18 protein-coding genes and 1 pseudogene are annotated in these 25,587 nt (G+C 41.3%); 14 read left to right on the top strand and 5 right to left on the bottom strand.

Translation table 11 applies throughout. The features are described from left to right. Nucleotides 1-59: 59 nt before the first annotated feature. The 13 genes and pseudogenes from OCU78_RS06825 to OCU78_RS06765 form a co-directional block, all read left to right on the top strand. A complete protein-coding gene (locus tag OCU78_RS06825) occupies nt 60-1,286 on the top strand; it encodes a glycosyltransferase family 4 protein (RefSeq protein WP_137372783.1) in 1,227 nt (408 codons plus the stop codon). Next, a complete protein-coding gene (locus OCU78_RS06820) occupies nt 1,283-2,815 on the top strand; it encodes a lipopolysaccharide biosynthesis protein (RefSeq protein ID WP_137372782.1) in 1,533 nt (510 codons plus the stop codon). The genes OCU78_RS06825 and OCU78_RS06820 overlap by 4 nt, the downstream gene beginning before the upstream one ends. Then, nucleotides 2,815-4,194 (top strand): O-antigen ligase family protein, encoded by a 1,380-nt coding sequence (locus OCU78_RS06815; RefSeq protein WP_137372781.1) that lies wholly within the window; start codon nt 2,815-2,817, stop codon nt 4,192-4,194. The genes OCU78_RS06820 and OCU78_RS06815 overlap by 1 nt, the downstream gene beginning before the upstream one ends. An 86-nt stretch (nt 4,195-4,280) precedes the next feature. Continuing rightward, entirely contained in the window at nt 4,281-5,045 is a 765-nt protein-coding gene (locus tag OCU78_RS06810) for an acyltransferase (RefSeq protein WP_137372780.1), read from the top strand. Next, nucleotides 5,038-6,156, top strand: a complete 1,119-nt coding sequence (locus OCU78_RS06805) for a glycosyltransferase (protein ID WP_137372779.1) — start codon at nt 5,038-5,040, stop codon at nt 6,154-6,156. Before OCU78_RS06810 ends, OCU78_RS06805 begins: the two co-directional genes overlap by 8 nt. Next, nucleotides 6,153-7,577, top strand: a complete 1,425-nt coding sequence (locus OCU78_RS06800) for a GumC family protein (RefSeq protein ID WP_137372778.1) — start codon at nt 6,153-6,155, stop codon at nt 7,575-7,577. Before OCU78_RS06805 ends, OCU78_RS06800 begins: the two co-directional genes overlap by 4 nt. Before the next feature lie 271 nt (nt 7,578-7,848). Next, nucleotides 7,849-8,961, top strand: a complete 1,113-nt coding sequence (locus OCU78_RS06795; RefSeq protein ID WP_137372777.1) for a glycosyltransferase — start codon at nt 7,849-7,851, stop codon at nt 8,959-8,961. After that, nucleotides 8,958-10,145 (top strand): glycosyltransferase family 2 protein, encoded by a 1,188-nt coding sequence (locus OCU78_RS06790; RefSeq protein WP_137372776.1) that lies wholly within the window; start codon nt 8,958-8,960, stop codon nt 10,143-10,145. Before OCU78_RS06795 ends, OCU78_RS06790 begins: the two co-directional genes overlap by 4 nt. Nucleotides 10,146-10,157: 12 nt before the next feature. Continuing rightward, entirely contained in the window at nt 10,158-10,817 is a 660-nt protein-coding gene (locus OCU78_RS06785; RefSeq protein WP_372266786.1) for a sugar transferase, read from the top strand. 50 nt (nt 10,818-10,867) lie between these two features. Continuing rightward, nucleotides 10,868-11,746 carry a LysR family transcriptional regulator gene (locus tag OCU78_RS06780; protein ID WP_137372774.1) on the top strand — a complete coding sequence of 293 codons (879 nt, stop codon included), beginning with the start codon at nt 10,868-10,870 and terminating at the stop codon, nt 11,744-11,746. Between the two features lie 99 nt (nt 11,747-11,845). Then, nucleotides 11,846-12,970 (top strand): efflux RND transporter periplasmic adaptor subunit, encoded by a 1,125-nt coding sequence (locus tag OCU78_RS06775; protein WP_137372773.1) that lies wholly within the window; start codon nt 11,846-11,848, stop codon nt 12,968-12,970. Between the two features lie 7 nt (nt 12,971-12,977). Beyond that, nucleotides 12,978-16,097: an efflux RND transporter permease subunit gene (locus OCU78_RS06770; RefSeq protein WP_137372818.1), complete on the top strand. Its 3,120-nt coding sequence runs from the start codon at nt 12,978-12,980 to the stop codon at nt 16,095-16,097. 17 nt (nt 16,098-16,114) lie between these two features. Then, nucleotides 16,115-17,593 (top strand): annotated as a pseudogene (locus tag OCU78_RS06765) (efflux transporter outer membrane subunit); the annotation flags it as partial. 257 nt (nt 17,594-17,850) lie between these two features. On the opposite strand, the gene artM reads toward OCU78_RS06765, so the two are convergent. From artM to artP, 4 genes are all read right to left on the bottom strand, one after another. After that, complete coding sequence (artM, locus tag OCU78_RS06760) at nt 17,851-18,519, bottom strand: arginine ABC transporter permease ArtM (protein ID WP_137372772.1); 669 nt, start codon at nt 18,517-18,519, stop codon at nt 17,851-17,853. Further along, nucleotides 18,516-19,205 (bottom strand): arginine ABC transporter permease ArtQ, encoded by a 690-nt coding sequence (gene artQ, locus OCU78_RS06755; protein ID WP_137372816.1) that lies wholly within the window; start codon nt 19,203-19,205, stop codon nt 18,516-18,518. The genes artM and artQ overlap by 4 nt, the downstream gene beginning before the upstream one ends. Nucleotide 19,206: 1 nt before the next feature. Further along, nucleotides 19,207-19,938, bottom strand: coding sequence for a lysine/arginine/ornithine ABC transporter substrate-binding protein (locus OCU78_RS06750; protein WP_137372771.1), 732 nt, complete (start codon nt 19,936-19,938; stop codon nt 19,207-19,209). 88 nt (nt 19,939-20,026) lie between these two features. Then, on the bottom strand, nt 20,027-20,755 hold the full coding sequence (gene artP / locus OCU78_RS06745) for an arginine ABC transporter ATP-binding protein ArtP (RefSeq protein WP_137372815.1): 729 nt from the start codon (nt 20,753-20,755) through the stop codon (nt 20,027-20,029). Between the two features lie 412 nt (nt 20,756-21,167). Here artP and OCU78_RS06740 point away from each other — a divergent pair, with 412 nt between their 5' ends. Next, nucleotides 21,168-23,054, top strand: coding sequence for an ABC transporter ATP-binding protein/permease (locus OCU78_RS06740; protein WP_137372770.1), 1,887 nt, complete (start codon nt 21,168-21,170; stop codon nt 23,052-23,054). Nucleotides 23,055-23,176: 122 nt separating this feature from the next. Here the strand turns inward: OCU78_RS06740 and OCU78_RS06735 are convergent, their stop codons facing one another. Next, nucleotides 23,177-25,393: a TonB-dependent siderophore receptor gene (locus tag OCU78_RS06735; protein ID WP_137372814.1), complete on the bottom strand. Its 2,217-nt coding sequence runs from the start codon at nt 25,391-25,393 to the stop codon at nt 23,177-23,179. Between the last annotated feature and the right edge of the window lie 194 nt (nt 25,394-25,587).

Here is a 25,587-nt window from a genome sequence, read left to right as displayed (position 1 = left end):
AATACAAACTAACAAAGCATTGAGTAAATGAGTACACCGTCAAATATGAGGATAAGGCTATGAACATAACCAGTCATAAGTTTACATTCAGTAAAACATTGAGCCACACTCAGGTTCATAGCTTAGTGTATGACCCAATTCCGTTTGCTGGAGGCTCAAAAGTAGCGACCGCAGAAATGCTTCAATCTTGTCATCACAGCAAAACTCAATTCACAATTCTTAGTGCTGATTCCGATTCTTGGAGTAAATTATCAGAGCATTCGAACTGTCGAATTTTATCACTGCCAAAATGGAAATTTCTGACAAAAACACAAGGCTTAGGCTACTGGTTTGCACAACTTTGCTTACTCAGTTTCATTCTCGTTACTATGTTAAGAGTAAAACGTATTGATCATGCGGTTGGGGCCTCTGGCCCTGGTATTGATATGGCTATTTACTTGGCTGGTTTTTTCTCTGGGTATTCAATCATTCAATTAATACATGGTCCTGTCGCTCAATCTCGCTCTATCGGCTACTGCTTGACTAAAGCCTTCAAAGTGTTTTACTTAAAAAGTAGCGAGCAATCTATAGAAAATGCCATTTATCATTATTTCATTTTGACAAATGACCCCATACAGAACCAAATCCTTGCTCGATTTTCAATGGATAAAGAGCAGTTTCAGCCATTCAATAATGGAATTGCTCATTGTAATTGGCCATCTACTTCAAGCTTTCAATCAACCAGAGTTTTATGGGCGGCTTCGTTATTAAAATGGAAAGGTTTAGGTGTACTGTTAGAAGCCATTAACCCGGTACACAATAAACAATCTATCGAAACTGATATCTGCTATATACGCCCGACAAGTACAGAGATTGGAGTGAGTTCTCTTCCCGAAAATTGGGCTAATGTTTCACTTTACCAATCACCATCAAATTTGGATCAAATTCGTTCTCAAGCTGGCATATTTGTCTCTACAAGTATTGAGGAACCTTTTGGGTTATCAATTCTTGAGGCACTGGCTGCGGGGTTAAGTGTCGTCATACCTGAAGACGGGGCTTACTGGGATAAAGTGCTCACTCATGGCATCAATTGTATGAAGTACTCCCCTCGTAGTGCAACGGCATTACGTGACACCTTGAACACGCTTACACACAGCTCGTCCCTAAGAGCTTCACTTGCAATCGAAGCTAAAAAAATCGCTTCTGACTACCACGCTGAATACTGCTATGCCGACATTTGCCAAAGCCTTTCAACGCCTAAAGTTAAGACTACTTTAGGGCATCAGCCACAAGGGAAAGCACTATGAGCTTAAGAACAAGTGCTACGAGCTCAACAACAAACGCTATGAGCTTAAGAGAAAGCACGATAAGCCAAAAAAAAAGTCCTGTGGCAAATATGCTCATTTATGGTTTAGGCTTGGTTTTAAACAAAGGCATATCATTAATTATGCTGCCTCTTATGGCGAGTTATTTACAACCTCAGCAAATCGGTAAACTCGATCTACTCGCTTCCATTGGAGCCGCAAGTGGTATTGTGATCGCCCTAGCAATGCATGAAGTCTTATATCGATTTGTCGGAACAGAAAAGCAACCAAGCAATCAATTTAAACGAGCGAGTGAGTTATACAGTTCAACTTGTATGATTGCTGTTGTAATAAGCCTAGTGCTATTTTCGATCATTAATATAACCCCATTTCCCACTGACTTCCTTGTGTCACAATTCGAATTAAATTTACTTCTAGTTTGCGCATCATTAGAAGGTGTTCTTGGGTTATCCACCGCGTGGCTTCGAATGCAAGATAAAGCTAAAACATTCTTAATGGTCAGCGTCTTATCCACCACATTACAAGTTGGGCTGATTGTAGTGGTACTGAGTACTCAACCAACAGTGGTCAACATACTTGCTTGTGGTGCAATTGCTTATGGCGTTCAATTTCTGTCATTACACTTCATAAATAGATTTGAATGGCGCCTACCTTCTAGATCTCACTTCAAAAATCATTTAAGCTATGGCGTTCCGTTGATGTTAACCGCGTTTGTCGGGTTTGGACTTAATGGTTCAGAACGGTTCTTCCTCGCCTATAGCACCGATTTGAGCACACTTGGTCTATACGCAGTTGCCATTAAATTTTCCTTCGCCATGTGTATTCTTATGCAGCCATTTGGGATGTGGTGGATGCCCAAACGCTTTCAGTACATCAATGAACATGGCATAAAAAAAACGTGTTTGGTTACTCAGTTAGGTATTTCATACTTAACCGCTTTAACGATTTTTGTCGCCTTCTCTGCGAAAGTGTTTATCTCCTTAGCTTTACCTGAATCCTATGTTATTTCTACCCAATTACTCGTAGGTACACTTTTAGTCGCTTGGTTTAAAGAGTTAGCTGAACTAGTGAATATAGGCGTTTTATATAATAAAAATACCCAACAACAGTTTAGAGTCAGCTTTGCTTCTACTCTTATTGGGCTTGGTCTAATGTGGGGGTTAGGAAGTGAGCTTGGCATTTGGGGAATAATCATTGCGTTAGGTGCAGCACAAGCATTGAAAGCCGTATTAATCTATTGTCTTAGCCAGCGCCAGCTATTTATGCCATATCAATTAAAGCTTCTCACCGTAAACATCACCAGCCTCTTTATTTTTTTATACATAGCTTTTCATGTTTCAGACCTATGGCTCTGCACAATTCTCGCATTATTAAGTCCAATTTTTTCCTTATTACCTACACTGTTAATAAAGGAAGTGAATCAGTGGGTTACCAATAAAGTTATGTCAAAAAGCGCAGATAATGATGTTCTACAACCAGGTGAATCCAGTCATTGTGGGAGTGATAGATAATGACAACGCAAACTAATCGTCTCACATCTATCATTTCAATTTCACTCCTATGCTTAGCCATTGGCGTGGTTTGGTACCTTGTCCCTCACCCACTGGTCGCTATTGTTATTTCGTTTCTGCCTCTCGGTGCTTTGTTTGTCATAAACAAAACATTCTGGTTAGTGATCATGTTTGTCGTTTTTTCATTCTTTCGAATTCACGAAGCGATCCCTGTTTTGTACTCGTTAAAAATCCCGCTATTACTCTCTCTTGGGGCTCTTTCTGCTTTACTTTGGCATGCGTTAATTAGTAAAGAATTAAAAATGTATTGGCACCACTCGCTCACTTGGTTAGCCATATTTTGGGGGCTAGTTTTTATAGGGATCATCTTTGCTTCGAATCGCCCTATTGCCATTGAACAATTCAAAGGCATTTATTGGAAAATCATAGTGATGACTCTTGCCATTGTTTGGCTTGTAAATAGTACTGAAAACTTAGGACGAACTTCACTCATCATTATATTGTCAGGGCTACTGATAGGTTGTATTGCGCTATTCAATTCAATGAATGGGATTGGGTTAGTGGAAGGAACGCGAGTGACTATTGGGCGAGATCTTGGTTCAATGTTAGGCGACCCAAACGATTTAGCCTTGGTACTGATGTTCCCCCTTGCCTTTGCCTTAAGTCATACCACCACTCGAGGTATATCTGTGTTATTACGGATCTTATGCGGTGTTATTTGTCTTGTTTTGCTTGCGGCTATCATAGCAACACAAAGCCGTGGCGGGCTGCTAGGCTCCATGGCAGTATTTGGATTATTTGCCATTAAATATATACGGTCTAAAACCCTACTCCTTACTCTTTCCGTCGTTGGTGCGATAGTGCTTTATTTTGCCGCTGGAATATCCGATAGAGCTTCAGGAGGAGCTGCAGAAGCTGGTGTTGATGCCTCTGCCATGGGTCGCTTATATGCTTGGGAGGCAGCTTTTAAAATGGCGGTAGATAACCCTCTAACAGGTGTTGGACTTAATAATTTTTATTCGAATTACTACTTTTACAGCCCGCATTGGGACGGCTTAAATCACGCGGTACACAGTACATGGTTTGGTGTCTTAGCCGAAACAGGTTTTGTAGGACTGTTAGTTTTCATCATTCTCATTGCTTCTTTAATTCGCACGGCTCGTAAAACACAGCAAACTTTAGCGCAATCACAGCTCACCCACGACGCTAATCTCATTTCTTCTGCCAATGCGGTTTATGCAGGTTTAATTGGAACCATAGTCTCAGGAACTTTCTTAACACAGGGGTTTAATTGGCCCATTTATATCCTTGCAGCGCTCACCGTATGCGTCTCTCATATATGCCAAAATGCTTGTCAGAATGAGAAATTACAAGATTGAAACCATAACCAATTGAAAAGTAATAATTAAATAACTGGCACATTACGTGAAAGAACTCCTATATAACAAAACTAGGAGTGTCCATTATGACGTCAGTATCTATTCATGAATTCAAACATTGGCTTAAATCTCATCCTAATTCTCAAATTAGAAATGTCTTTTTCATTTTGAAAAGTATTAGAAACATTGAGCTTCCTACCCCTCAATTCGTTAATCAGACACTTTATCAAGGCCACCAGCTTATCACTGGCATTGTAAGTGGAGGTTCTCGTTTTTTGTATTGGACACCAGCATTTAAAGGGCGACTCGCACACTGTGGTAAGCGTCTATATTTGTACGGTGGTCTACCATTTGTTAGCGGTCCATTACAAATTCGCATTGGAGATGACTGCCGTATTTCAGGGCACACGACTTTTTCAGGGTGCACCATGAGTGAAGCACCTCTACTTTCAGTGGGAAACAATGTGGACATTGGCTGGCAATCGACCATTGCGGTTGGTAATAAAGTCACCATTGAAGACAATGTTCGCATCGCAAGTGGTGCTTTTATCTTCGGGTACTCAGGTCACCCACTAGATGCAAAACGCAGAGCGTTAGGAGAAGGTGATGATGCTAATCAAATTGGTGAAATCATTCTTCGTAAAGATGTATGGATAGGCACAAATGTCACCATTAAAGGGGGCGTAACAATCGGTGAAGGCGCCGTTGTAGCTGCGGGTAGCGTTGTAACAAAAACGATCCCACCTTATTCGATTGCCGCAGGGAACCCAGCCCGGGTTATAGGAAGCATCCCTGCATCTCAACCTTTAACTACTTTGAATGATGAGATACTAGGAGGTTACGATGCGTGATTTAATCGTATTTGGTGAAGATTTCGGAGGTTTACCATCTTCCACTCAACATTTAGTTCGTCACCTATCGAAAACTCATAAAGTGCTGTGGGTTAATTCAATCGGCTTAAGACAACCTAAGCTATGTGCTAAAGATATCAAACGTGCGTTAAACAAACTGTTTGGTCGTAATAATGCACACGCACAAAACATGTCAAATGCGACAGACGCCCCCAACATTACCGTGATTAATTTGCGTACGATACCGGCTCCAAAATCACAGCTAACTAGACAAGTCGCTAAACACCTTATGCTCAGCCAACTAAAGCCTGTGATGAAACAGATTGGAATCACCGACCCGATACTCTGGACGTCACTGCCTACGGCTGTTGACCTATGTGGACACCTTGGGGAGTCATCTGTTGTGTACTACTGTGGAGATGACTTTGATGCTCTTGCAGGGGTCGACCATGACACGGTGAAAGATCATGAACATGATTTAATTGATAAAGCTGATTTGATTTTTTCTGCCAGTAATAAGCTAATGACTAAATTCCCAGCCTGCAAAGCACAACTTTTGCCCCACGGTGTAGATTTAGAGCTATTCAGTACCCCGACGCCAAGAGCGTTAGATCTCCCAACTGGGCACAGACCAATTGCAGGCTTTTACGGCAGTTTATCCAAATGGCTTGATTATGATCTATTGGATACGGTAGCTAAAAACCTGCCGGAGTGGGACTTTGTATTCATCGGTCCTAATGAACTCCCTACATTACAGTTACCAAGCTATAACAATGTTTACTATCTTGGTCCGAAGGCACATTCCGAACTTCCGCGATACTCACAACACTGGGATGTAAGCTTACTTCCATTTGTTGATAATGAGCAGATACGAGCTTGTAGCCCTTTGAAGCTAATGGAATATTTAGCGGCTCAAACACCTATTATTTCAACACCGTTTCCTGCGTTGAATACCTATCAAGGTTACGTTTCAACCGTTAATAATGCTGAGGAAATGGTACATACTCTACAGAAGAAAAGAGACTTAAAATTAATCCCTAGTGATGTTGTTCAACAAGAAAGTTGGCAACAACGAGGTAAATTTGTCAATTGGATGTTGGAGTTATTATGAGTAATCTAAAACTTCGCTTATTAATCATTCTTGGTGCTATTTGGCGTCAGCGTTACGTAATTCTTATTCCTATTATGATCTTACCTTTTGTAGGGTTTGGAGTGAGTAAGATGGCCCCACCTAAATACGATGCTCATACCAGCATGCTGATCCAAGAAACTGCAAAGATGAATCCTTTCTTGGAAGACATTGCAGTCTCGACCATGCTAAAAGACCGGATTAATGCGCTAAGAACACTATTACATAGCCGACATGTGCTTTATTCCGTCGCGACTGAGCTTGAGCTTATTTCTTCAGATATGTCAGCAAGAGAGCAGCAAGAAATCATCAGTGACCTTTCAAACCGATTATCCGTAACGCAGCTAGGTAAAGACTTTTTAAAAATTAGCCTAACTTCGAACACTTCAGAAGGCATGAAAGACACACTGCAATCCGTCAGTGAGCATTTCATTGAACAACTACTCGCGCCGGAACGTTCATCCATACAAGACTCAAGTGACTTTTTGAGCATACATATAGAGAAAAGGCAGGTAGAACTGCAAGCCGCTGAAGAAGCACTTGCTAACTACAAAAATAACAACGCTCAATCCACACCTGAGATTCAAAGCCAAAGTTTAAACCGCTTAGCATCTCTGAAACAAAATTTAGCAGAGAAACAAGCAGAACTCGCGGGTGTTGAAAAAAGCCTAGGTACAATAGATCAGCAGCTATCTAAAACTAACCCTGTAATAGGCAAACTTGAAGACCAAATCATAGACATCCGAAGCGATCTAACGCTACTTCAAGCTAAATACACAAACCAACACAGCGCAGTACAAGCCAAAGTGTTAGAACTGGAAAGACTGGAAAACGAGAGAACTGCGATTCTCAAAATGAAACAGCCAACGCTGAATAGTGATCAGCTTTGGGATATTGCCAGCAGTAATACACTCACAAAATTAAGCGATACACAGCCCCTTTTAGTTACACAACTTCACAGCCTGCAATTAGTTCGCGCGAGATATGAATCGTTAAAAGAAGAAACGAAAAGCCTGAAAAAAATGATTTTCGAATTAGAGAATAAAGCCAATAACTTTGGGGAAAATGCGAAGGTCATGTACCGACTTCAGAGAGATGTTCAGATTAAACGTCAACTTTATGATGAATTAATGGAACGATACGAAATGGCCCAATTAACAGGATCACTCAGTCTTTTTGAACAAAACAAGCGAGTAAAAATTATAGACTTACCTTTTACACCTAGCATCCGCTCCAACTTACCTAGTGTGTTATTCGTTATTGCAGGGCTATTGGCTGGCTTAGGCTTTGGCGCAGGTCTAGCTATCATATTCGAACTATTCGACTCATCAATTAAACGTAAAAGTGAGATAGAGGATATTTTAAATGTGCCAGTGCTCACTGTTATACCAAAAATGAATTAACCAAACATTCTGCTTCCTATCTACACCCCCTTACTATGCGTCAGTTTACAGCTGGCGCTTTTTATTGCTCCACTATTGAAACTCACAGTTGCGAAAAGAACACAGGTTGATTCCATTTTGATTCTTAAATTAAAACGAAAATGACAAAACAAAAAATTTAAACATAAACAATTGATATTAAACAATAAAATAACTGGCACGGTCCATGCTTAACCTTAATGAAGAGTTCAAAAATAAAATCTAATTATTGATACTTAAAGGGACTTAGCTTATGAAAACACAGCCTAAAGGAAAGAAGATCATACACGTAGTTCAACACCTGGCACCAGGTGGTTTGGAAACGTTAACACTCGATTTACTTCAGTTTGCAAAGAAAGAAGACCAAGTTCTTATTGTCAGCCTTGAAGGCACTCGCGAACAAGCACTAAAGAATTGGACAAAGCTAGAGCCTTTCCAATCACAGCTTGTATTTTTAGATAAAGCGCCAGGAGTCCAGCTTAACCTCATTCTTACTCTTATGAAGGCCTTTCAAGGTGTAAAACCCGATGTTGTCCATACTCACCACATTGGTCCTCTTTTGTACGCTGGATATGCTGCAAAAATCACGGGGGTTCCTGCTCGCATTCATACAGAACATGATGCATGGCATTTGAATAATACTAAGCGTCGTAGAATTCAAGATATGGCACTTAAAGCTGCGCAACCGACCCTAGTTGCTGATGCAACTTGTGTTTACAACCAACTGAAATCGACTTTCTCTTATGCAAACATCACTACCATCAAAAATGGTATTGATTGCCAAAAATTTAAGCCTAGTTCAAAAGAAGCCGCTCGAGATGTCTTTTCACTCCCACACGACAAAACCATCATTGGCTGTGCTGGTCGTCTCGAGACTGTTAAAGGGCAGGATCAATTAATCAAAGCGTTAACTCTTATTCCAGCCAATGCTGTTGCTGTTTTTGCAGGGCAAGGTTCGCAAAAAGAGGAATTAGAACAGCTAGCCAAAACACTGCAAGTTTCTGAACGAGTCATCTTTCTAGACTTAGTGGATGATATGGTGAACTTCTACCGCTCATTAGATGTATTTTGTCTGCCATCACGCCATGAAGGGCTACCTTTATCAACGCTCGAAGCTCAAGCTTGCAATATTCCTACTGTCGCGATGAACGTTGGAGCGGTAAATGAAACACTTTGTCCTAAGACTGGTCATCTCGTTAAAAGAAACCATATCCCTCACTTGTCACATGCTTTGTTACAGGCAATAGCTGATAACAAAAATAACAATGACCTTTCCCAAGGACCAAGACAGTTCATTTTAAAGAACTTCGACGTTCGTAACATGGTTGAGTCATACAATGACATAGCAAATGGAGCTTACGCATGATTGATATTCTATTAGTGGTGACGTGCATTTTTTCTGGTGTGTTCATTATTTATCATCACCTCGGCTACCCTTTATTGCTGCGTTGGTATTCAAAAAAACACCCAAGCGACGGCGTAAAGGAAAGCACCAGAAGCTACAAGAAAATGAGAAGTGATAGAGTTCTACCAAGTATCACTATCCTAGTACCGGCTTATAATGAAGAGCAGTGGATAGCAGAGAAAATAAGAAATCTCGCTTCATTAGATTACCCAAACGAAAAATTGAGAGTCATTATTGCCTGTGATGGCTGTACAGATAACACAGTACAAGTGGCTGAAATGACAATCCAAGAAGCTATTTGCTGTGATGTCCATTTTGAAATTCATAACCACAGTAAAAATCGCGGAAAAGTTGCTCTTGTTAACGAAGAAATTTGCCAGATAGACAGCGATATCACAGCACTTAGCGATGTATCAGCTTTGATCTCGCTGGATTCTTTATTAATTGCCAGTGCCCACTTTTCAAATAACCGTGTAGGTGTGGTAAACGCAACTTACCGTATGTATCCAACAGGAAACCAAGGTGAGAGTACTTACTGGGCTTACCAAACCGCAGTCAAAGAACAAGAAGCATCGCTGGGTTCAAGCTTAGGAGCACATGGCGCATTCTATTTGTTTAGAACAGAATTGTTCGACCAATTGCCAACCAACACCATCAATGATGATTTCATTCTGCCAATGCAGATAGTAAGAAAAGGTTATCTAGCCGACTACGAGCCTAAGATGATTGCGCTAGAACTGGAAGAAACCAACAGAAGTAATGACTTCAAAAGAAGGCTAAGAATCTCAGCTGGTAACATGCAACAAGTTATTGAGTTATTTGGTTTATTCAATCCAAAGTTTGGAGGTACGGCTTTCGCTTTCTTTTCAGGGAAAGGGTTAAGATTATTGACTCCTTACTTAATGATCATCTGCTTCGTCACCTCGACATTATTAAGTCACCACCTTGTATTCGATATTCTGTTCTACCTACAAATAATGATTTATAGCATAGGAATTATTGGTTACTTACTTCCACAGCACTTAAGTGCCAAGCCAATTTCACTGATTTCTTATTTAGTGGTTGGGCACTATGCAAACTTTGTTGGCGGGCTTCGTTACCTGCTGGGCTTTGAAAATTCACATTGGGCACGCGTCAGTCGTTAAGGACTTATTATGATGAACACTAATCTTTACCTAAACAAAAATAGCCTGTACCAGAATAAAATTTCGCACGCTAAACGTACTTTTGACTTTCTGGGCGCTCTAGTCGCACTTGTGATTTTTCTACCTCTCTTCCCTATTATTGCATTTGCGATTGCAGTTTCTTCAAAAGGTCCTGTTTTTTATCGCCAACTAAGAGTAGGAAAATCGACGCCCGATAAAATGGCGTTGTTTGAAATAATGAAGTTTCGTAGCATGTACCAAGATGCTGAAACACGTTCAGGTGCTGTGTGGGCCAGTAAAAATGACCCAAGAATCACCCCCATTGGCAACTTCCTAAGAAAAACAAGACTCGATGAGTTACCACAACTGTTTAACGTACTAAAAGGAGAGATGTCACTTATTGGTCCAAGACCCGAACGCCCTACTTTCTACAATAAATTAGAGACTGAAATTCCATACTTTGCAGATAGAACTTATGGCGTACTTCCAGGTATCACCGGCTTAGCTCAAGTAAACCAAGGCTATGACACCTGTATTGAGGATGTAAGACGCAAAGTAGGTTTTGACCACAGCTATGCGCTCAGCCTATGCTCTGTTAAATCGTGGATAAAAACGGACTTAAGCATTATCACTAAAACAATTGTTGTTATGGTTGATGGTCGAGGTCGCTAAAATAAGATAGGATTTGCCTTTCTCGCAAGTTACGAAAGTTCCTAAAAACTATGAAAATTGAAGACTTAAAACTGTTTACGACTGTCGTTGAGCTAGGCAATTTCACTGCAGCAGCAAACGCACTGGATTTACCAAGAGCCAACGTCAGCCGTCGAATTAATGATTTAGAAAAAGCTCTCAGTATTCAATTGTTTTTTAGAACGACTCGCAGCCTGTCGTTAACTAAATCAGGCGAGCTTTATTATCACGAGTTAACCAAAGCGCTTACCGCTTTAGAAAAAGCCAATCGAGTTGCTTCTAATCTATTAGAAATCCCCCACGGGCGAGTAAAAATTGGTCTATTGCCAGAAACAGGTGACATTATTCAAGCCTCACTGTTTAAGTTCCAAGATCTATATCCAGAGATAGAACTCGATATTAGGAGCATAAACAACGGATTCCTTGATATGTATCGACAAGGGCTGGATTTGGCGATGCATGGCGGTCGTTTACACGATACAAACGTAGTCGCTCGTAAAGTGATGGACCTTCAGCGTATATTCGTTGCTAGTCCAACTTACCTCGAACAGTTCGGATCACCGGCTAATCTAAATGAACTCGTCAGCCATAAATTTATCTGTTTTCGCTGGCCTAGTGGAGACATTGATAAGCAATGGGAAATACTTGATCAAGTCATCAAAGTGGAACCTAAAGTCGTTAGTGATAGTATCGGTTTTGTAAAAGGTGCAACCTGCCGTCATCGTGGTATTTCACTATTACCTGAGCTTCTCGTTCGACAAGAACTCAAAGATGGAACCTTAATTAATCTATTTCCTCAAAAAGAAGTCAAAACTGAAGAAGCATGGTTGCTGTACCCACAGCGAAAAGCTCTAAGTCATGCCAGCCAACTTTTGATCGACTTTTTATTACAAGAACTTCCAAAAATATAATCATTGTCTCATTTATCGAGACAGTGTTATTCAACTAGGCCTGATTATCTTATAGCGCTGTAACGATAGAATTGCTCCACTTATTTATAGGAGCAATCTATGACTATTCCTCATCGATATACTGTATTAGCAGCCACTCTATTTTCTCTTGTTGGCTGCAATAATTCGCTAGAACCACAAACCGCTGCTGATCAAACCTCAACGGAAAAACTAAACCGTCTTGTTCATGTTGTTGAACTTAAAGACAGCGCTCATTTATCTACCAAAGTTTTTACCGGTAAATTGCAATCAGCAGAAACCGCAGGGGTTGCTTTTCGAGTGCCGGGGACAATTCAAAATATTCTCGTTAAAACAGGCGAAACGGTTAAAAAAGGTCAACCTATTGCGCAGTTAGACCCACACGACTACCACGTTGCTTTAGAAGAGCTCCAAGCCCGTGCTTTAGAAGCAAAATCAGCGCATAAGCTCGCAAAAGCGGAACTCGCAAGAGTAAAACAAGCCATTGCTGATGATGCGATTGCTAGTGTCAACTTAGACCGAGCAATCAGCGGCTATGAAAGAAGTGAATCTGCCGTAAAAGTGGTTGAGCAGAACATACGTCGAGCAAAAGATATGATTCGATACACTCGTCTTTTAGCACCTTTTGAAGGTGTCATTGCCGCTTCAAACTTTGATCAATTTGAACAAGTGCTACCGGGCATCGCGGTCTTTACCATTCATAAGCCAGATGAGCTAGAAGTGAAGATTGATGTGCCTGAAAACCTCATCCACCAATTTAAACCAGGTCAAAGCGCCAACATTAGCTGGTACCAATCCAATACACCGCTTACTGGGTACGCAGAAGAGATTTCGTCACTCCCACACCCAATAAAGCAGACCTACTCCGTCACTTATCGTCTAAACACCCAAAATGAACAAGGTATAGACATATCCGAGCATGGTTTATTACCAGGCAAAGCCGTAACACTTTCAACTCAACTCGGTGAAGCAAACTCTAACCATTGTTTACCTTACTCTTCACTTGTTTCTAAGGAAGGTATTGACAAAGTTTACGTCGTTAAGGATGCACATGCTTCTGGTGTCACAGTCAATGTTTCTTCATTCAGTGACCAATCTGTATGTGTTCAAGGTGATTTGAACATGGGAGATCATGTTGTCATAAGTGGTGCTGCTTACCTTTACGAAGGGCAAGAGCTTAATTCTATTCAAGTCAAAGACATATAGGTGAATGATGATTAATTTAGCTGATTTTGCGATTAAACAACGAACCTTTGTTCTCTTCTTTACAGTTTTAAGTGTAATTGCTGGACTGTATTCCTACTTTGATTTAGGGAAATTAGAAGATCCTAGCTTCACCATTAAAACCGCGGTAGTCGTTACGATTTACCCAGGAGCTTCTGCTGAAGAAGTAGAACAACAGGTGACCGATACCGTTGAAACCAAATTACAAGAAATCGGGACATTAAACCGTTTGAGATCGCTTTCTCGACCGGGAATGTCGATGGTTTTTGTTGACCTAAAAGAGTCTTTAAACTCTCAAGAGCTGCCACAGGAATGGGATCTATTGAGACGTAAGGTATCAGACATGAAAATGCTGCTCCCTTCCAGTGCTCAAATTAGTATTGTTCAAGATGAGTTTTCAGAAGTCTATGGCATGTTATTTTCTATCCATAGTGAAGATGCTTCTCCTGTGTCACTTCGTCTATATGCTGAAGAATTACAACGCCGAATTAAAACCGTGGATGGCATAAAGAAAGTCGAACTACATGGCGTTCAACCACGCGTGGTACATATTGACATTCCTGATGAAAGATTGGCTCAGTATGGTTTATCTATCGCGCAAGTATGGAGCCAGCTAAATACTCAAAATACCACATTCGAAGCTGGAAAATATGCCGTTGGGCAAGAACGTATCCGTATTCAACAATCCAGTGAATTTCGTTCCCTAGATGACATAAGAAACCTTGTCCTTAAAGGTGGAGTCAGTGAAATTGGTACAGGTCTAATTCGACTAGGTGATATAGCTGAAGTCTCGATGGGTTATCAAGAACCCGCAATGACAGAAAACCGCTACAATGGCTCACCCGCTGTTACATTAGCTATGAGCCCTGTTTCTGGTATTAATGTCGTATCACTGGGAGATCAGATAGATGAAATCGTCACTCAATATCAGTCTGAACTGCCTCTTGGTGTTGAGATTGCAACGGTTGCTAATCAACCTGAAGAAGTTCAAAAATCGATTGATAATTTCGTAAGTAACCTACTTGAAAGTGTCGCGATTGTATTCATTGTTTTATCAATTTTTATGGGGCTGAAAAGCGCCACAATTGTTGGTACTAGCCTATTACTAACCATACTCCTTACTTTGATTTACATGAATCTATCGGGTATCGACTTACATCGCGTTTCGCTGGGTACCTTCATCCTTGCGCTCGGTATGCTGGTGGATAACGCGATTGTGATCACCGATATGATGATAAGTAAAATCAATAAAGGGGTTGATCGTACCAAGGCAGCCATTGACTCAGTTAAAGAAACAGCAACCCCACTCTTTGGTGCAACCGTCATTGCTATCATGGGGGCTAGCCCAGTTATTTTTTCTCAAACTGATGCCGCTGAATTTGCCAGTTCTGTCTTCCTGATTATTGCATCTTCGCTGTTGCTATCATGGTTTGTGGCAATGACCTTTACAGCATTGATGTGTTGGATGTTCATCAAGCCATCTAAAGAAAAAAAACAAGAGAAAAACAGCATCTACAAACGCAGTGTCAGCTGGACGGTCGACAATCCTTTAAAGGCATTGTCAGCACTTATCCCGTTGATTCTAGTCACTGCATTTGCGGTTCCACATATTGCGATTAACTTTATACCTCAAGCTGACAGACCGATTTTGTTCCTTGATTACTGGCTACCTAATGGTGCCAAAATAGAGCAAACCTCAGTTGATATGAAGCGCATAGAGGGATGGCTATTAGAGCAACCTGAAGTCGAAAGTATTTCAACGTATGTTGGCGCAGGAGCACCTAGGTTCTCGGTAACGATTGAACCAGAACCATTTGACCCTGCTTACGGCCAGATTCTTATTAATGCTACCGACTATCCGTCACTCAGCCCACTTATCGCTCGCTCTGATGAATGGCTTGCTAAAGAGTTTCCGAATGCAAACCCAAGGTTCAGAAGCCTGAAGTTAGCAACTGCTGATAAGTTCAGTGTTGAAGCTCGATTCTCAGGACCTGATGAAAAAGTTCTACATGACCTAGCAGACCAAGCAAAAACTATTTTCTCAGCTCATCCAGATGCTAAATATGTCCGTGATGATTGGCGCCAGAAGAGTAAAGTTTTAGTTCCAATCATTAACCAAGATAAGATGCGCCACGCAGGTGTAAACCGTGCTGATATTGCCTTTGCAATGAAACGAGCATCTGAAGGTATGCCTCTAGGTCGAATGAATCTGAATGACGAGCTGATCACTATTCAACTTCGCGGCACTGCACAGTCAATAGAGTCTCTTGAAACGCTGCCTGTCAGTTCAATATTAGGAATGCACAGCGTACCACTTGGTCAAGTTGTGGATGGTTTCGAGCTTGTTACTGAAGAAAGCATGATTTGGCGAAGAGATCGCGTAAAAACAATTACAGCTCAAGCTGGTGTTGGCAGATATACCACTCCAGCCGCAGTAAGAAACTCAGTTAAGCCTCTAATCGAAGCGATTGAATTACCTGAAGGTTATTCCCTTGAGTGGGGCGGCGAATATTACGACGAGCATAAAGCCGTCAGTGATATTTTGAAGCAACTTCCTAAAGCAATGCTACTCATGGTCATCATCTTGGTTGCTATGTTTAACGGCTTTAAGCAGCCTGTCATTATTTTCACTACTCTTCCACTGGCAGCTACTGGCGCAACATTCAGCCTATTGCTACTGGATAAACCATTTGGCTTTATGGCGTTAATTGGCGCAGTAACCTTAACGGGCATGATCATCAAAAATGGCATTGTTCTAATGGACCAGATTGAACTTGAGCGTAGCTATGGAAAGTCACTTTCAGAAGCCATTAAGGAAGCAACGGTAAACCGCACAATGGCAATTTCAATGGGCGCGCTAACCACCGCACTTGGAATGATTCCACTATTGACCGACCTACTATTCGACCAGATGGCTGCAACGATCATTGGCGGATTAGCAGCTGCTACAGTTCTATCACTGTTTGTTATGCCAGCCTTGTATCAACTGTTCTACAAAGCAGAAGATAAAAAGGCAAATAATCAAGGTACAAAAAACGACGACGCTAAAGATCTTGATTCCAAAAGCTTAGAAACAAGCCTTAAAACAAACCAACAAGCAGCCCAATAAGGAGTTCAAAAATGAAAATGCTATCTAAGCCAACATTTAAAATCGCCCCTATCATGCTCGCTTTGCTATTAACAGGCTGTGCAGTAGGGCCAGATTACCAAGCTCCTGAAACCACAATGGCTGAAACGTATTTATACAGTCCGTCAGATGAAAATACGGCAGCTCAAAACATTGAGAATAATCAATGGTGGACTCAATTTAATGATCCGGTATTGAACCAATTAGTGCTAAATGTTCAGCAAGACAACATACCCATAAAATTAGCCGCAGAAAGAATCAATATGGCTAATTCATATAAAAGCGTTGTTGAGTCTTTTAAAGTTCCAACCGTCAGTCTTGGTGGTGGTTACTATAACTACCAACTGAGTGAAAATGACTCTCTACTTGGTCCTGTATTTGGTGCATCCGATCAAGTTGAATCAGCGACAGGAATGTCTTTAATGGAGGCTCAACATGACGGCGGTTTTCTTGGGGCAAGTATTGCTTGGGAAATGGATCTGTTTGGAAGAATTGATAAACAAGTCAACTCGGCCACTATCCGCGTAGAGCAGGCTGAAATATTTCAGTCAGGACTCACGACTTTGATAACTGCGGATCTTATCCATAACTACCTTCAATACCGAGGAGCACATGAACGTAAAGCACTGGCTTTATTGAATATTGAAGACCAAAAGAAGACCTTAGATCTGGTTTCTAAAGTAGTAAGAAGTGGTTACGGCTCAGAACTCGACTTAGCACAGGCAAAAGCGATGTTAGCCGCAACTGAATCCGTGGTACCTCAACTTGAGATTGCAGAACAAGTACACAAGCAAAGAATGGCAGTATTACTTGGTGAATCACTTGGTAACATCAATGCTCGTCTAGAGAGTGATTACCAATTACCAACGCTCACAGATGTCATTCCAACAGGGTTGCCTTCTGAATTATTAACTCGCCGACCAGATATCAAAATGGCAGAGCGAGAGATGGCTGCAATTAATGAAGACTTAGGGGCGAGTATTGCTCACCGCTACCCTAAATTTTTCTTAACGGGTACACCGGGTGTAACAGCAGGTAGTTTTGATGACCTGTTCAGCAGCGATTCATTTGGTTGGGCTGCTGCTGCGGGTATTCAGTGGAATGTGTTCGATGGTGGTCGTGGTGAAGCCATGGTTGAGCTCAATGAAGCGAGGTTTAAAGTTGCAGCACTGAGTTACCAACATACGGTAGACAGTGCGTTTCTAGAAGTCGACTCGACCTTATTTGCTTATGGTCGTAGCCAAGAAAATCAAAAACGTGTTGATGAAGCGACTCGTGCGGTCGATAACGCAGTTGAAAAAGCAAAAGCCTTGTACAAAGCTGGTTTAGCGGATCACCTAGCGGTTTTGGATGCTCAAAGGCAACAGAGAATGATGCAAGACAGACAGGTAGCAGCCAAGCTTCAGACTGCTCAAACGACAGTCGCGGTTTACAAAGTATTAGGAGGAGATTGGAAGGTTCCCGTTCAAGAACAAGCTCCAAAAGTCGAAGGATCAGCAGAAACGAAAGCCGATTCAGATGTGGCTAATACAAGAAATGCAGATAATACAAAATCTAATTCATAGAGCGAATTAGTAGTACAAGGACAGAAACAAAAAACGCCGTCACTTCGAGCACCAACATTCAGGAAAGCTCCTTATTTGGTATGTATAGAAGTAACGGCGTTTCTATTTATACTTACGAATTAGTTTAGACTTACAAATTAGATTTACGGAAAAACGAACTGACTTGGCGATTAAACCGTTTCAAAAGCTAAAGCTTTCTTTTCTACTTGACGGAAAATCAGCGTCAACACTCCATTTACCGCTAAGTAAAAAGCACCGGCTACACCAAATACCGCTAAGGTATCGTAAGTTTGGCCATTAATACGCTGCGCGTACCCCATTAAATCCATAATGGTAATCGTGCTTGCCAAAGAAGTCCCTTTGAAAACTAAAATTACTTCATTAGAATAAGCAGGAACAGCACGACGCAATGCATAAGGCAATAACACTTTTAGAGTCGCTACTTTATCCATTCCTAATGCTCGGCATCCTTCCCACTGACCAGCAGGAATTGCGTTAAATGCACCTCTAAACAGTAAAGTACTGTATGCCGCCGTGTTCAAAGCTAACGCTAACATGGCACAGAACCAAGGTTGGCTTAACCAAGCCCATAAAAAGCTTTCACGAATCCAATCAAATTGACCCGGTCCGTAATACACCAAAAAGATCTGCACTAGTAACGGAGTGCCCGTAAATAGAGTAATCAAACCGCGAGTAAACCAATGAATAACCGGTAAACGTAAAATCAGCGTTACCGTCATAAGCAATGACAAGATACAACCAACTAATAATGAAGCTCCTGTTAGCTGTAGGCTTGTCACCAAACCTTCAAGCATCTGACTGAAGTGTTGTTCATTCATGCCAAAGCCCCTTTACCTGAACTATGTCCTTGAATCGCGAATTTACCATCAATGACCTTTACCGCCCTTTGAGTGATCAGAGTAATTATCAAGTAAATCGCCGCAGCCGTTGCATACCAAGTAAATGCTTCATGAGTTGCTGCAGATGTTAGCTGTGCTTGCTTAAGTAAATCGGTCACGCCAATCAGTGAAACCAGCGCAGTATCTTTAAGTAGAACCAGCCATTGGTTGGTTAAGCCAGGTAAAGCATGTCTCACTGCTTGTGGCAGAACAACTCTAAAAAAAGAACGAGCTTGGGAAATACCTAAAGCACTCGCGGCTTCTCTTTGACCTTTGCTAACGGCTTTAAGTGCGCCGCGAATCGTTTGAGATGCATAAGAAGCAAAGATTAAAGACAGCGCCACTACACCAGAAAGAAACGGGCTAACTTCAATAAAATCTCCCGTCATCATGAAAAGCACTTGAGTTGAACCGAAGTAAATAAAGAGCACAACTAAGATTTCAGGCAGTCCACGCACTATCGTTACGAAAGCAGTCGTTGGCCATTTTATTGCAATTCGACGAGACATCTCGCCCCCAGCAAATAAAACCGCTAGAACTAAACCAACTAATAAGCTAGTGAAGGCAAGCTGAATAGTCATCCAACTTGCTTCTACGAGCCCTAAAGAGTAACCCGTTAATGCCATATTACTTACCGAAGTACTTGTTAAAGATTTCTTCGTACGCACCATTCGCTTTCACAGCTTTAAGTGCTGCGTTTAGCTGAGCTACTAACTCTGGGTTACTTTTGTTCACAGCAATACCAAAGCCATTACCAAAATAATCTTGGTTAGTTACTTGCTCGCCAACATACGTTAGGTTGTCTTGCTTCTTAAACCATTCTGCAACCACGGCTGTATCACCAAACACTGAGTCAATACGACCATTTTTCATATCGATGAATGCATCTTGATAGCTAGAATAAGGCACGGCTGTTACGCCAGACATTTGCTCAAGCAGGTAACTTTGGTGAGTTGAACCATTTTGAACACCTACACGCTTGCCTGATAAAGCCGCTTGATCCACCACTTTGCCTTCAATTGAAATGAAAGCGGCTGAATTGTCGTAATACGCATCTGAGAAGTTAACTTGCTGTAAACGAGCTTCAGTAATATCCATTGCCGAGATAGCCGCATCATAACGTTTGAATTTAAGAGCAGGAATTAGGCTATCGAATGCTTGGTTATGGAATGTACATTTTGCTTTCATCTCTTCACAAAGCGCATTGGCTAAGTCAACGTCAAAACCTTGGATTTGGTTATTTTTGTCCATGTATTCGAACGGAGCATAAGTCGCTTCCATTGCGAATTTAATTTCGTCTTGAGCGGCTGCATTAGCTGAAACAAGGCCAATTAGTGAAGCTAGTAAAATCTTTTTCATGGTGTGACTCCGAATGATCTGTAAATAGTTGGCTAGACGCCATTCTTATAGTTTGATTGGTTTAACTAAATCTCATGCGTAAATAGATCTAATGCGTTAAATATTCGGCAAACTCTGGGGTTTGCGGATTAATAAAGGAATCGCTCGTTCCGTGTTCAACGATGTAACCTTTTTCAAGGTACAAAACATGGCTAGCAATTTTTTTGGCGAAATCAACTTCGTGCGTTACAACAACTTGAGTGATACCTGTACCACTTAAATCTTTAATTATTTTAACGACTTGATTGGTAATTTCCGGGTCAAGTGCTGCAGTTGGTTCATCAAAAAGTAACACGTCTGGTTTCATCATTAATGCTCGAGCAATAGCGACACGTTGCTGCTGACCTCCAGAAAGTTGTAATGGCCATGCGTTCGCTTTATCTGAAAGTTGGAGCGTAGTCAGGATTTTTTCAGCCTGAGCTAAAGCTTCTTCTTTATCTAAGCCTGCGACCTTAGTCGGGGCTTCAATGAGATTTTCCATTACAGTCATGTGCGGCCATAAGTTGTATTGCTGAAAAACCATTCCAACTTTACGACGTAATTTAAGACCCTGCTTCTCTGGCACTTCAGCTGAAAAATCAAAGCTTTCATTTGCAATGTGTAAATTGCCGTTATCTGCAGTTTCTAACAGGTTCAATACGCGTAATAACGAGCTTTTCCCTGCGCCACTTGGACCGAGTAACACTAAAGTCTCACCACTTTCGCAATTAAAGCTAATGTCGTGAAGAACTTGTGTTTCCCCGTACGATTTGTTGATGCTTTCTACTTGAATACTCATGCCGGAATACTGCATTAATTGTCATTTGTCAGTTATTCTATTCATATTGATGTTTTATGCAAGAAAAATGTATAAAAAACTATTTTGTTGAATTTTTGTAACAAAATGGAAGGTTATTTTAGATTCTATGACTGGTCTGATCTGAACAAGATCTAAACCACTGAAATTACTAGATTGAATAAAATAGCAATCGCTTGCTCGCCATTTTATAAATCAACGCCTCTTTCAATCCATTCGTTAAAACACTCTGACAAACCCCAAGACCTTTGCATAAATAAACAGACAAGGCTTAGTGTGTATAAACGTGAAGTAGAATAATTTAGGCAGAATGCCGCAGGATACTCAGAGGTAGAGTCAAAAAGATGTTTTAATAGCTCCTTGTTTCAAATGAAAAATGACCCAAGGCTCAATTATGCAAGACAATGTTGCTTCTGAATCAACAGGTATTAGCCAAGAACATAAACCCGAGAAAAAAAGCTTAGGAATACTGTTTGAATTAATTAAATTCATACAACCTTATAAAGGTCGAGTGGCAGCAGCGTTAGTCGCGTTAATCTTTACCGCAAGTTTAACGCTCTCCGTTGGTCACGGTATTCGCATTCTGATCGACCAAGGTTTTACTGAACAATCATTAGAAGACTTAGGCAGCGCGATTCAATTTATTTTGCTCGTGACCGTTCTCATATCAATAGGCACTTTCTTTCGATTCTATCTAGTTTCATCAGTTGGTGAACGAGTCAGCGCCGACATTAGGCTGGCAGTGTTTAATCATGTGATCACTCTTCATCCTAGCTATTTTGAAACAAATGGCAGCGGCGATATCATGTCTCGGATCACAACCGACACGACCTTACTACAAAGCATCATTGGTTCTTCATTTTCAATGGCAATGCGCAGTGCTTTAATGTGTATTGGCGCCATCATCATGTTGTTTGCCACCAATATTAAGCTGACTCTCATCGTGTTAGCTTCTGTGCCTTTCATTCTGATCCCAATATTGGTTTATGGGCGAAGAGTTCGAACCCTTTCCAGAAAAAGCCAAGATTCAATGGCAGATGTTGGCTCTTATGCTGGCGAAGCGATTGAACACATCAAAACGGTGCAAAGCTATAGTAATGAAGAGCAGGAAAAAGCGTCGTTCTCGGCTGAAGTAGAAAAAGCCTATGAAATTGGGCGTCAACGCGTAAAGCAACGCGCTATCTTGATTTCAGGTGTCATCATCATCGTGTTTAGTGCTATTTCAGGCATGTTATGGGTCGGCGGAAGTGATGTCATTAACGGCACTATGTCTGGTGGTGATCTGGGGGCATTCGTCTTTTACGCAATTATGGTAGCTTCTTCTTTAGGTACTATTTCCGAAGTTTTAGGTGAGCTACAACGCGCTGCTGGGGCAACAGAAAGGCTCATTGAGATACTTCAAGTTGAAAGCCATATTATTGCTCCGGTCCAAAACCCGATATCGCTAGGATCTGACTTGACCCAAGCTACTTCAACAAAAGTTGGTTCAATCAAAGCTGATTCAAACCAAGCAAATTCAACTGAAACTAATCAACTAACAGCAGAAGTTGCCTTTGAAGATGTCACATTCCACTACCCTTCACGTCCCGATCAAGCCGCTACAGAGCATCTCGCTTTAAAAGCAGAAGAAGGAAAAGTGCTAGCATTAGTCGGACCGTCAGGAGCGGGTAAAACAACTCTATTTGAATTACTGCAACGCTTTTATGATCCGCAGCTTGGTCGAGTAACATTAGGTGGGGTCGATATTCGTCGTTTTGAACCAAATGAGCTAAGAAAGCAAATGGCATTAGTGCCACAGCAGCCTGCTTTATTCAGTAACGATGTTTATCACAACATTCGTTATGGCAGCCCTGAAGCAACAAATGAACAAGTGATTGAAGCCGCTAAAAAAGCCCACGCGCATGAGTTTATTCTTAATTTACCAGAAGGTTATGATAGCTTCCTTGGTGAACGAGGAGTCCGACTTTCTGGAGGGCAGCGTCAACGAATTGCGATTGCACGAGCCATTTTGAAGGACCCTAATATCTTACTTTTAGATGAGGCCACCAGCGCACTAGACAGCGAAAGTGAGCACCATGTCCAACAAGCTTTGGAGGAGTTAATGCGCGGCAGAACCACATTGATTATTGCTCACCGCCTGTCGACGATTAAGCATGCGGATCAAATAGCCGTATTGGACCAAGGTAAACTTGTCGATGTAGGAGACCACCAATCACTCCTTGAAACCTGCGAACTTTACCAAAGGTTAGTCGAGCTTCAATTTAAATCGATGAACCGTTAACTACTAATCTCTCCCCACACACAATTAACCCATTAAAAACAAAAACACTCTGCCAAATTGGCAGAGTGTTTATCGTTTCGATTCCAAGACCTAAATCTCTAATCCAGAAGACCTAAGCCTGATTACCAGTCATACGTGATACTTGCGATAACGTTTCGGCGGTCACCGTAGAAACAGTAGTAATCGCAAGTTGCGATGTATTCTTTGTCTGCTAGGTTTTTCGCAGCCACTTGGAATTTGTAATCTTCGATTCGGTAGCTAACGGTGGCATCAAATAAAGTATAAGAAGGCACTTTATTGGTTTCTAGATTATCTGCATAAGAGTCACCGACATAACGAGCGCCAGCACCAATAGTTAACCCGTCTAAAGGACCATTTAGGAAACGGTAGTTCGCCCAAGCTGAAGCAAGTTGGTCAGCAATTTGAGAAGGCGTATTGCCTACGTAATTGCTATTAGCATCTTCTGTTATTTCCGAATCGATAAACGATACGTTACCAATCAGAGTTAAGGCTTCAGTGACATTCGCCACAGCTTCAAGCTCTACCCCGCGGTTACGAACTTCACCAATTTGAGTCAATTGGCCACCCACTTGGCGTGCTAAGTTTTCTTTTGATACTTCAAATGCTGCAATGTTGAAATAACCGTTGAAAGTACGTGGCTGGTATTTCAAACCGACTTCGTACTGTTGACCTCGTTCTGGTTTCGCAGGGTCACCATTTTTATCAAGCTGAATAATGGGATTGAACGACTGAGCATAACTTGCATAAGGCGTGAAGCCACTGTCCATTAAGTAAGCCACACCAAAGTTTGTCGTCCACTCTTCATTATCGACTTTGGTTTTAGCGCCTGTCGTAGTGTTATGTGTCTTGTTACGTGAATCATCGTAACGAACACCCAATTGAACAGCCCATTTATCAGCAATCATCATTTGGTTTTGTAAGTACAAACCAAGTTGATTATTTTTCGTTTTCGTTGTCTGACGATCTGACTCATCCAACTCGGCAAAAGTTGCAGGGTTCAACAGGGCAACATTACTGCTGTATGACGGGTTAAATACATTGAAGATAGGATTTGGAACATTCCCCACTCCAGGGATAGGCAGCATGCTATTTCCATCACCTATGATAGGGTCAGCGGCGTAATCTTTGCTGTCGATATCTATACTTTGATAATCGATACCCGCTAATAACGTATGTTCCACTACACCCGTTTTGAAATTATGAATCAAACGGTTATCAATATTGAATGCGTTTGAGGTTCCTTCTTCCGTAGAAGCTTGGCGAATAATAGAAGTACGAGTTGGATCATACGGAGCCAGTGCTGTGTCACCCACATATTGCGAGTAATACATTTGGCGTAAATTGATATCCATTTGGCTAAAACGAGTGTTTTGCATGAAATAAGTGCGATCATTAAAGTGATGCTCGAACTCATAACCAATGGATAACTGTTCACGTTCAAACGTTTCCCAATCAGTATTACCTAGCGCTGTGCTATCGCTGATTGTGCCATTAGGGTTTGAAGTCAGGGTTCCTTCCATAGGTAGGAACTGCAAGTATGGAACTGAATCGTCTTTCTGGTAACTCGTTAACAGGGTAATTTGAGTATCGTCGGTGAATTTGTAAGCCAAAGAAGGGGCAATAAAAATGCGTTCGGCTTCAACACCATCGACACGGCTACCATTTTTACGGGTCAAAGCTTGCAGCCTGAATGCAACTTTATCACTCACTTCTGAATTGACATCTAAACTGAGCTGCTTGCGATCGTCTGTACCAAATTCAGCCGAAAATTGACCTGAACCACCATCAAACTGTGGTCGTTTGCTGACAACATTTATAACACCACCTGGAGGTGTTTGACCGTAAAGAGCAGAGCCGGGACCACGTAAAATTTCTACTCGCTCTAAACCAAATGGGTCTATTTGCCAGCTATAAAAACCTGAAGAGTACAGACGAGTACCATCTTGATATAAGCCACTGTTTGCTTGCTTAAAACCGCGAATAACAAACCAATCTTGCTTGTTGTCTTCACCAAAGTAATTCGCTTGAATACTTGGCGTATATTGCAAAGCATCGGCAATGCTTATCGAGGCACGATCATCCATATGCTCTCGAGTCACAATAGAGATTGCACGTGGAGTTTCTCCAATCGCCACATCCGTTTTTGTTGCTGTACGGCTGCTTAACCCAACATAACTAAAATCTGGACCGACTGAGCTATCTTCAAGTTGATGCCCTAGCACTACAACCGTTTCGTCTTCTTCAGCTTGAACCATCCCTGACGTTAAGACCCCAGACGATACCGCTAAAGCAACTGCGAACGCCGTTGGGGTACGCATAAAATGCCGATTCATATACTTTCCTTAATACAATCTCGATATAAAAGAAACAAAAACACAAACGATAATAAATATCATTTGTGTTAATTATTTAGCGGAGTGTATCAATCTTATTTCAAAAATGAAACATTTTAGATATGTATTTTATAAAAACATTTTGCATATGAATGACATCTTAACTCATTGATTAATAA

Source organism: Vibrio gallaecicus (genome assembly GCF_024347495.1).
GTDB lineage: Bacteria > Pseudomonadota > Gammaproteobacteria > Enterobacterales > Vibrionaceae > Vibrio > Vibrio gallaecicus.
The sequence above is the reverse complement of the archived record's forward strand: the minus strand, read 5'-3'. Positions and strand labels throughout refer to the sequence as shown.

What these genes read in the sequence shown, in the direction of transcription:
- OCU78_RS06825 (WP_137372783.1), top strand. Translation starts at nt 60, where the DNA reads ATGAACATAACCAGTCATAAGTTTACATTCAGTAAAACATTGAGCCAC.
- OCU78_RS06820 (WP_137372782.1), top strand. Translation starts at nt 1,283, where the DNA reads ATGAGCTTAAGAACAAGTGCTACGAGCTCAACAACAAACGCTATGAGC.
- OCU78_RS06815 (WP_137372781.1), top strand. Translation starts at nt 2,815, where the DNA reads ATGACAACGCAAACTAATCGTCTCACATCTATCATTTCAATTTCACTC.
- OCU78_RS06810 (WP_137372780.1), top strand. Translation starts at nt 4,281, where the DNA reads ATGACGTCAGTATCTATTCATGAATTCAAACATTGGCTTAAATCTCAT.
- OCU78_RS06805 (WP_137372779.1), top strand. Translation starts at nt 5,038, where the DNA reads ATGCGTGATTTAATCGTATTTGGTGAAGATTTCGGAGGTTTACCATCT.
- OCU78_RS06800 (WP_137372778.1), top strand. Translation starts at nt 6,153, where the DNA reads ATGAGTAATCTAAAACTTCGCTTATTAATCATTCTTGGTGCTATTTGG.
- OCU78_RS06795 (WP_137372777.1), top strand. Translation starts at nt 7,849, where the DNA reads ATGAAAACACAGCCTAAAGGAAAGAAGATCATACACGTAGTTCAACAC.
- OCU78_RS06790 (WP_137372776.1), top strand. Translation starts at nt 8,958, where the DNA reads ATGATTGATATTCTATTAGTGGTGACGTGCATTTTTTCTGGTGTGTTC.
- OCU78_RS06785 (WP_372266786.1), top strand. Translation starts at nt 10,158, where the DNA reads ATGAACACTAATCTTTACCTAAACAAAAATAGCCTGTACCAGAATAAA.
- OCU78_RS06780 (WP_137372774.1), top strand. Translation starts at nt 10,868, where the DNA reads ATGAAAATTGAAGACTTAAAACTGTTTACGACTGTCGTTGAGCTAGGC.
- OCU78_RS06775 (WP_137372773.1), top strand. Translation starts at nt 11,846, where the DNA reads ATGACTATTCCTCATCGATATACTGTATTAGCAGCCACTCTATTTTCT.
- OCU78_RS06770 (WP_137372818.1), top strand. Translation starts at nt 12,978, where the DNA reads ATGATTAATTTAGCTGATTTTGCGATTAAACAACGAACCTTTGTTCTC.
- artM (WP_137372772.1), bottom strand. Translation starts at nt 18,519, where the DNA reads ATGAATGAACAACACTTCAGTCAGATGCTTGAAGGTTTGGTGACAAGC.
- artQ (WP_137372816.1), bottom strand. Translation starts at nt 19,205, where the DNA reads ATGGCATTAACGGGTTACTCTTTAGGGCTCGTAGAAGCAAGTTGGATG.
- OCU78_RS06750 (WP_137372771.1), bottom strand. Translation starts at nt 19,938, where the DNA reads ATGAAAAAGATTTTACTAGCTTCACTAATTGGCCTTGTTTCAGCTAAT.
- artP (WP_137372815.1), bottom strand. Translation starts at nt 20,755, where the DNA reads ATGAGTATTCAAGTAGAAAGCATCAACAAATCGTACGGGGAAACACAA.
- OCU78_RS06740 (WP_137372770.1), top strand. Translation starts at nt 21,168, where the DNA reads ATGCAAGACAATGTTGCTTCTGAATCAACAGGTATTAGCCAAGAACAT.
- OCU78_RS06735 (WP_137372814.1), bottom strand. Translation starts at nt 25,393, where the DNA reads ATGCGTACCCCAACGGCGTTCGCAGTTGCTTTAGCGGTATCGTCTGGG.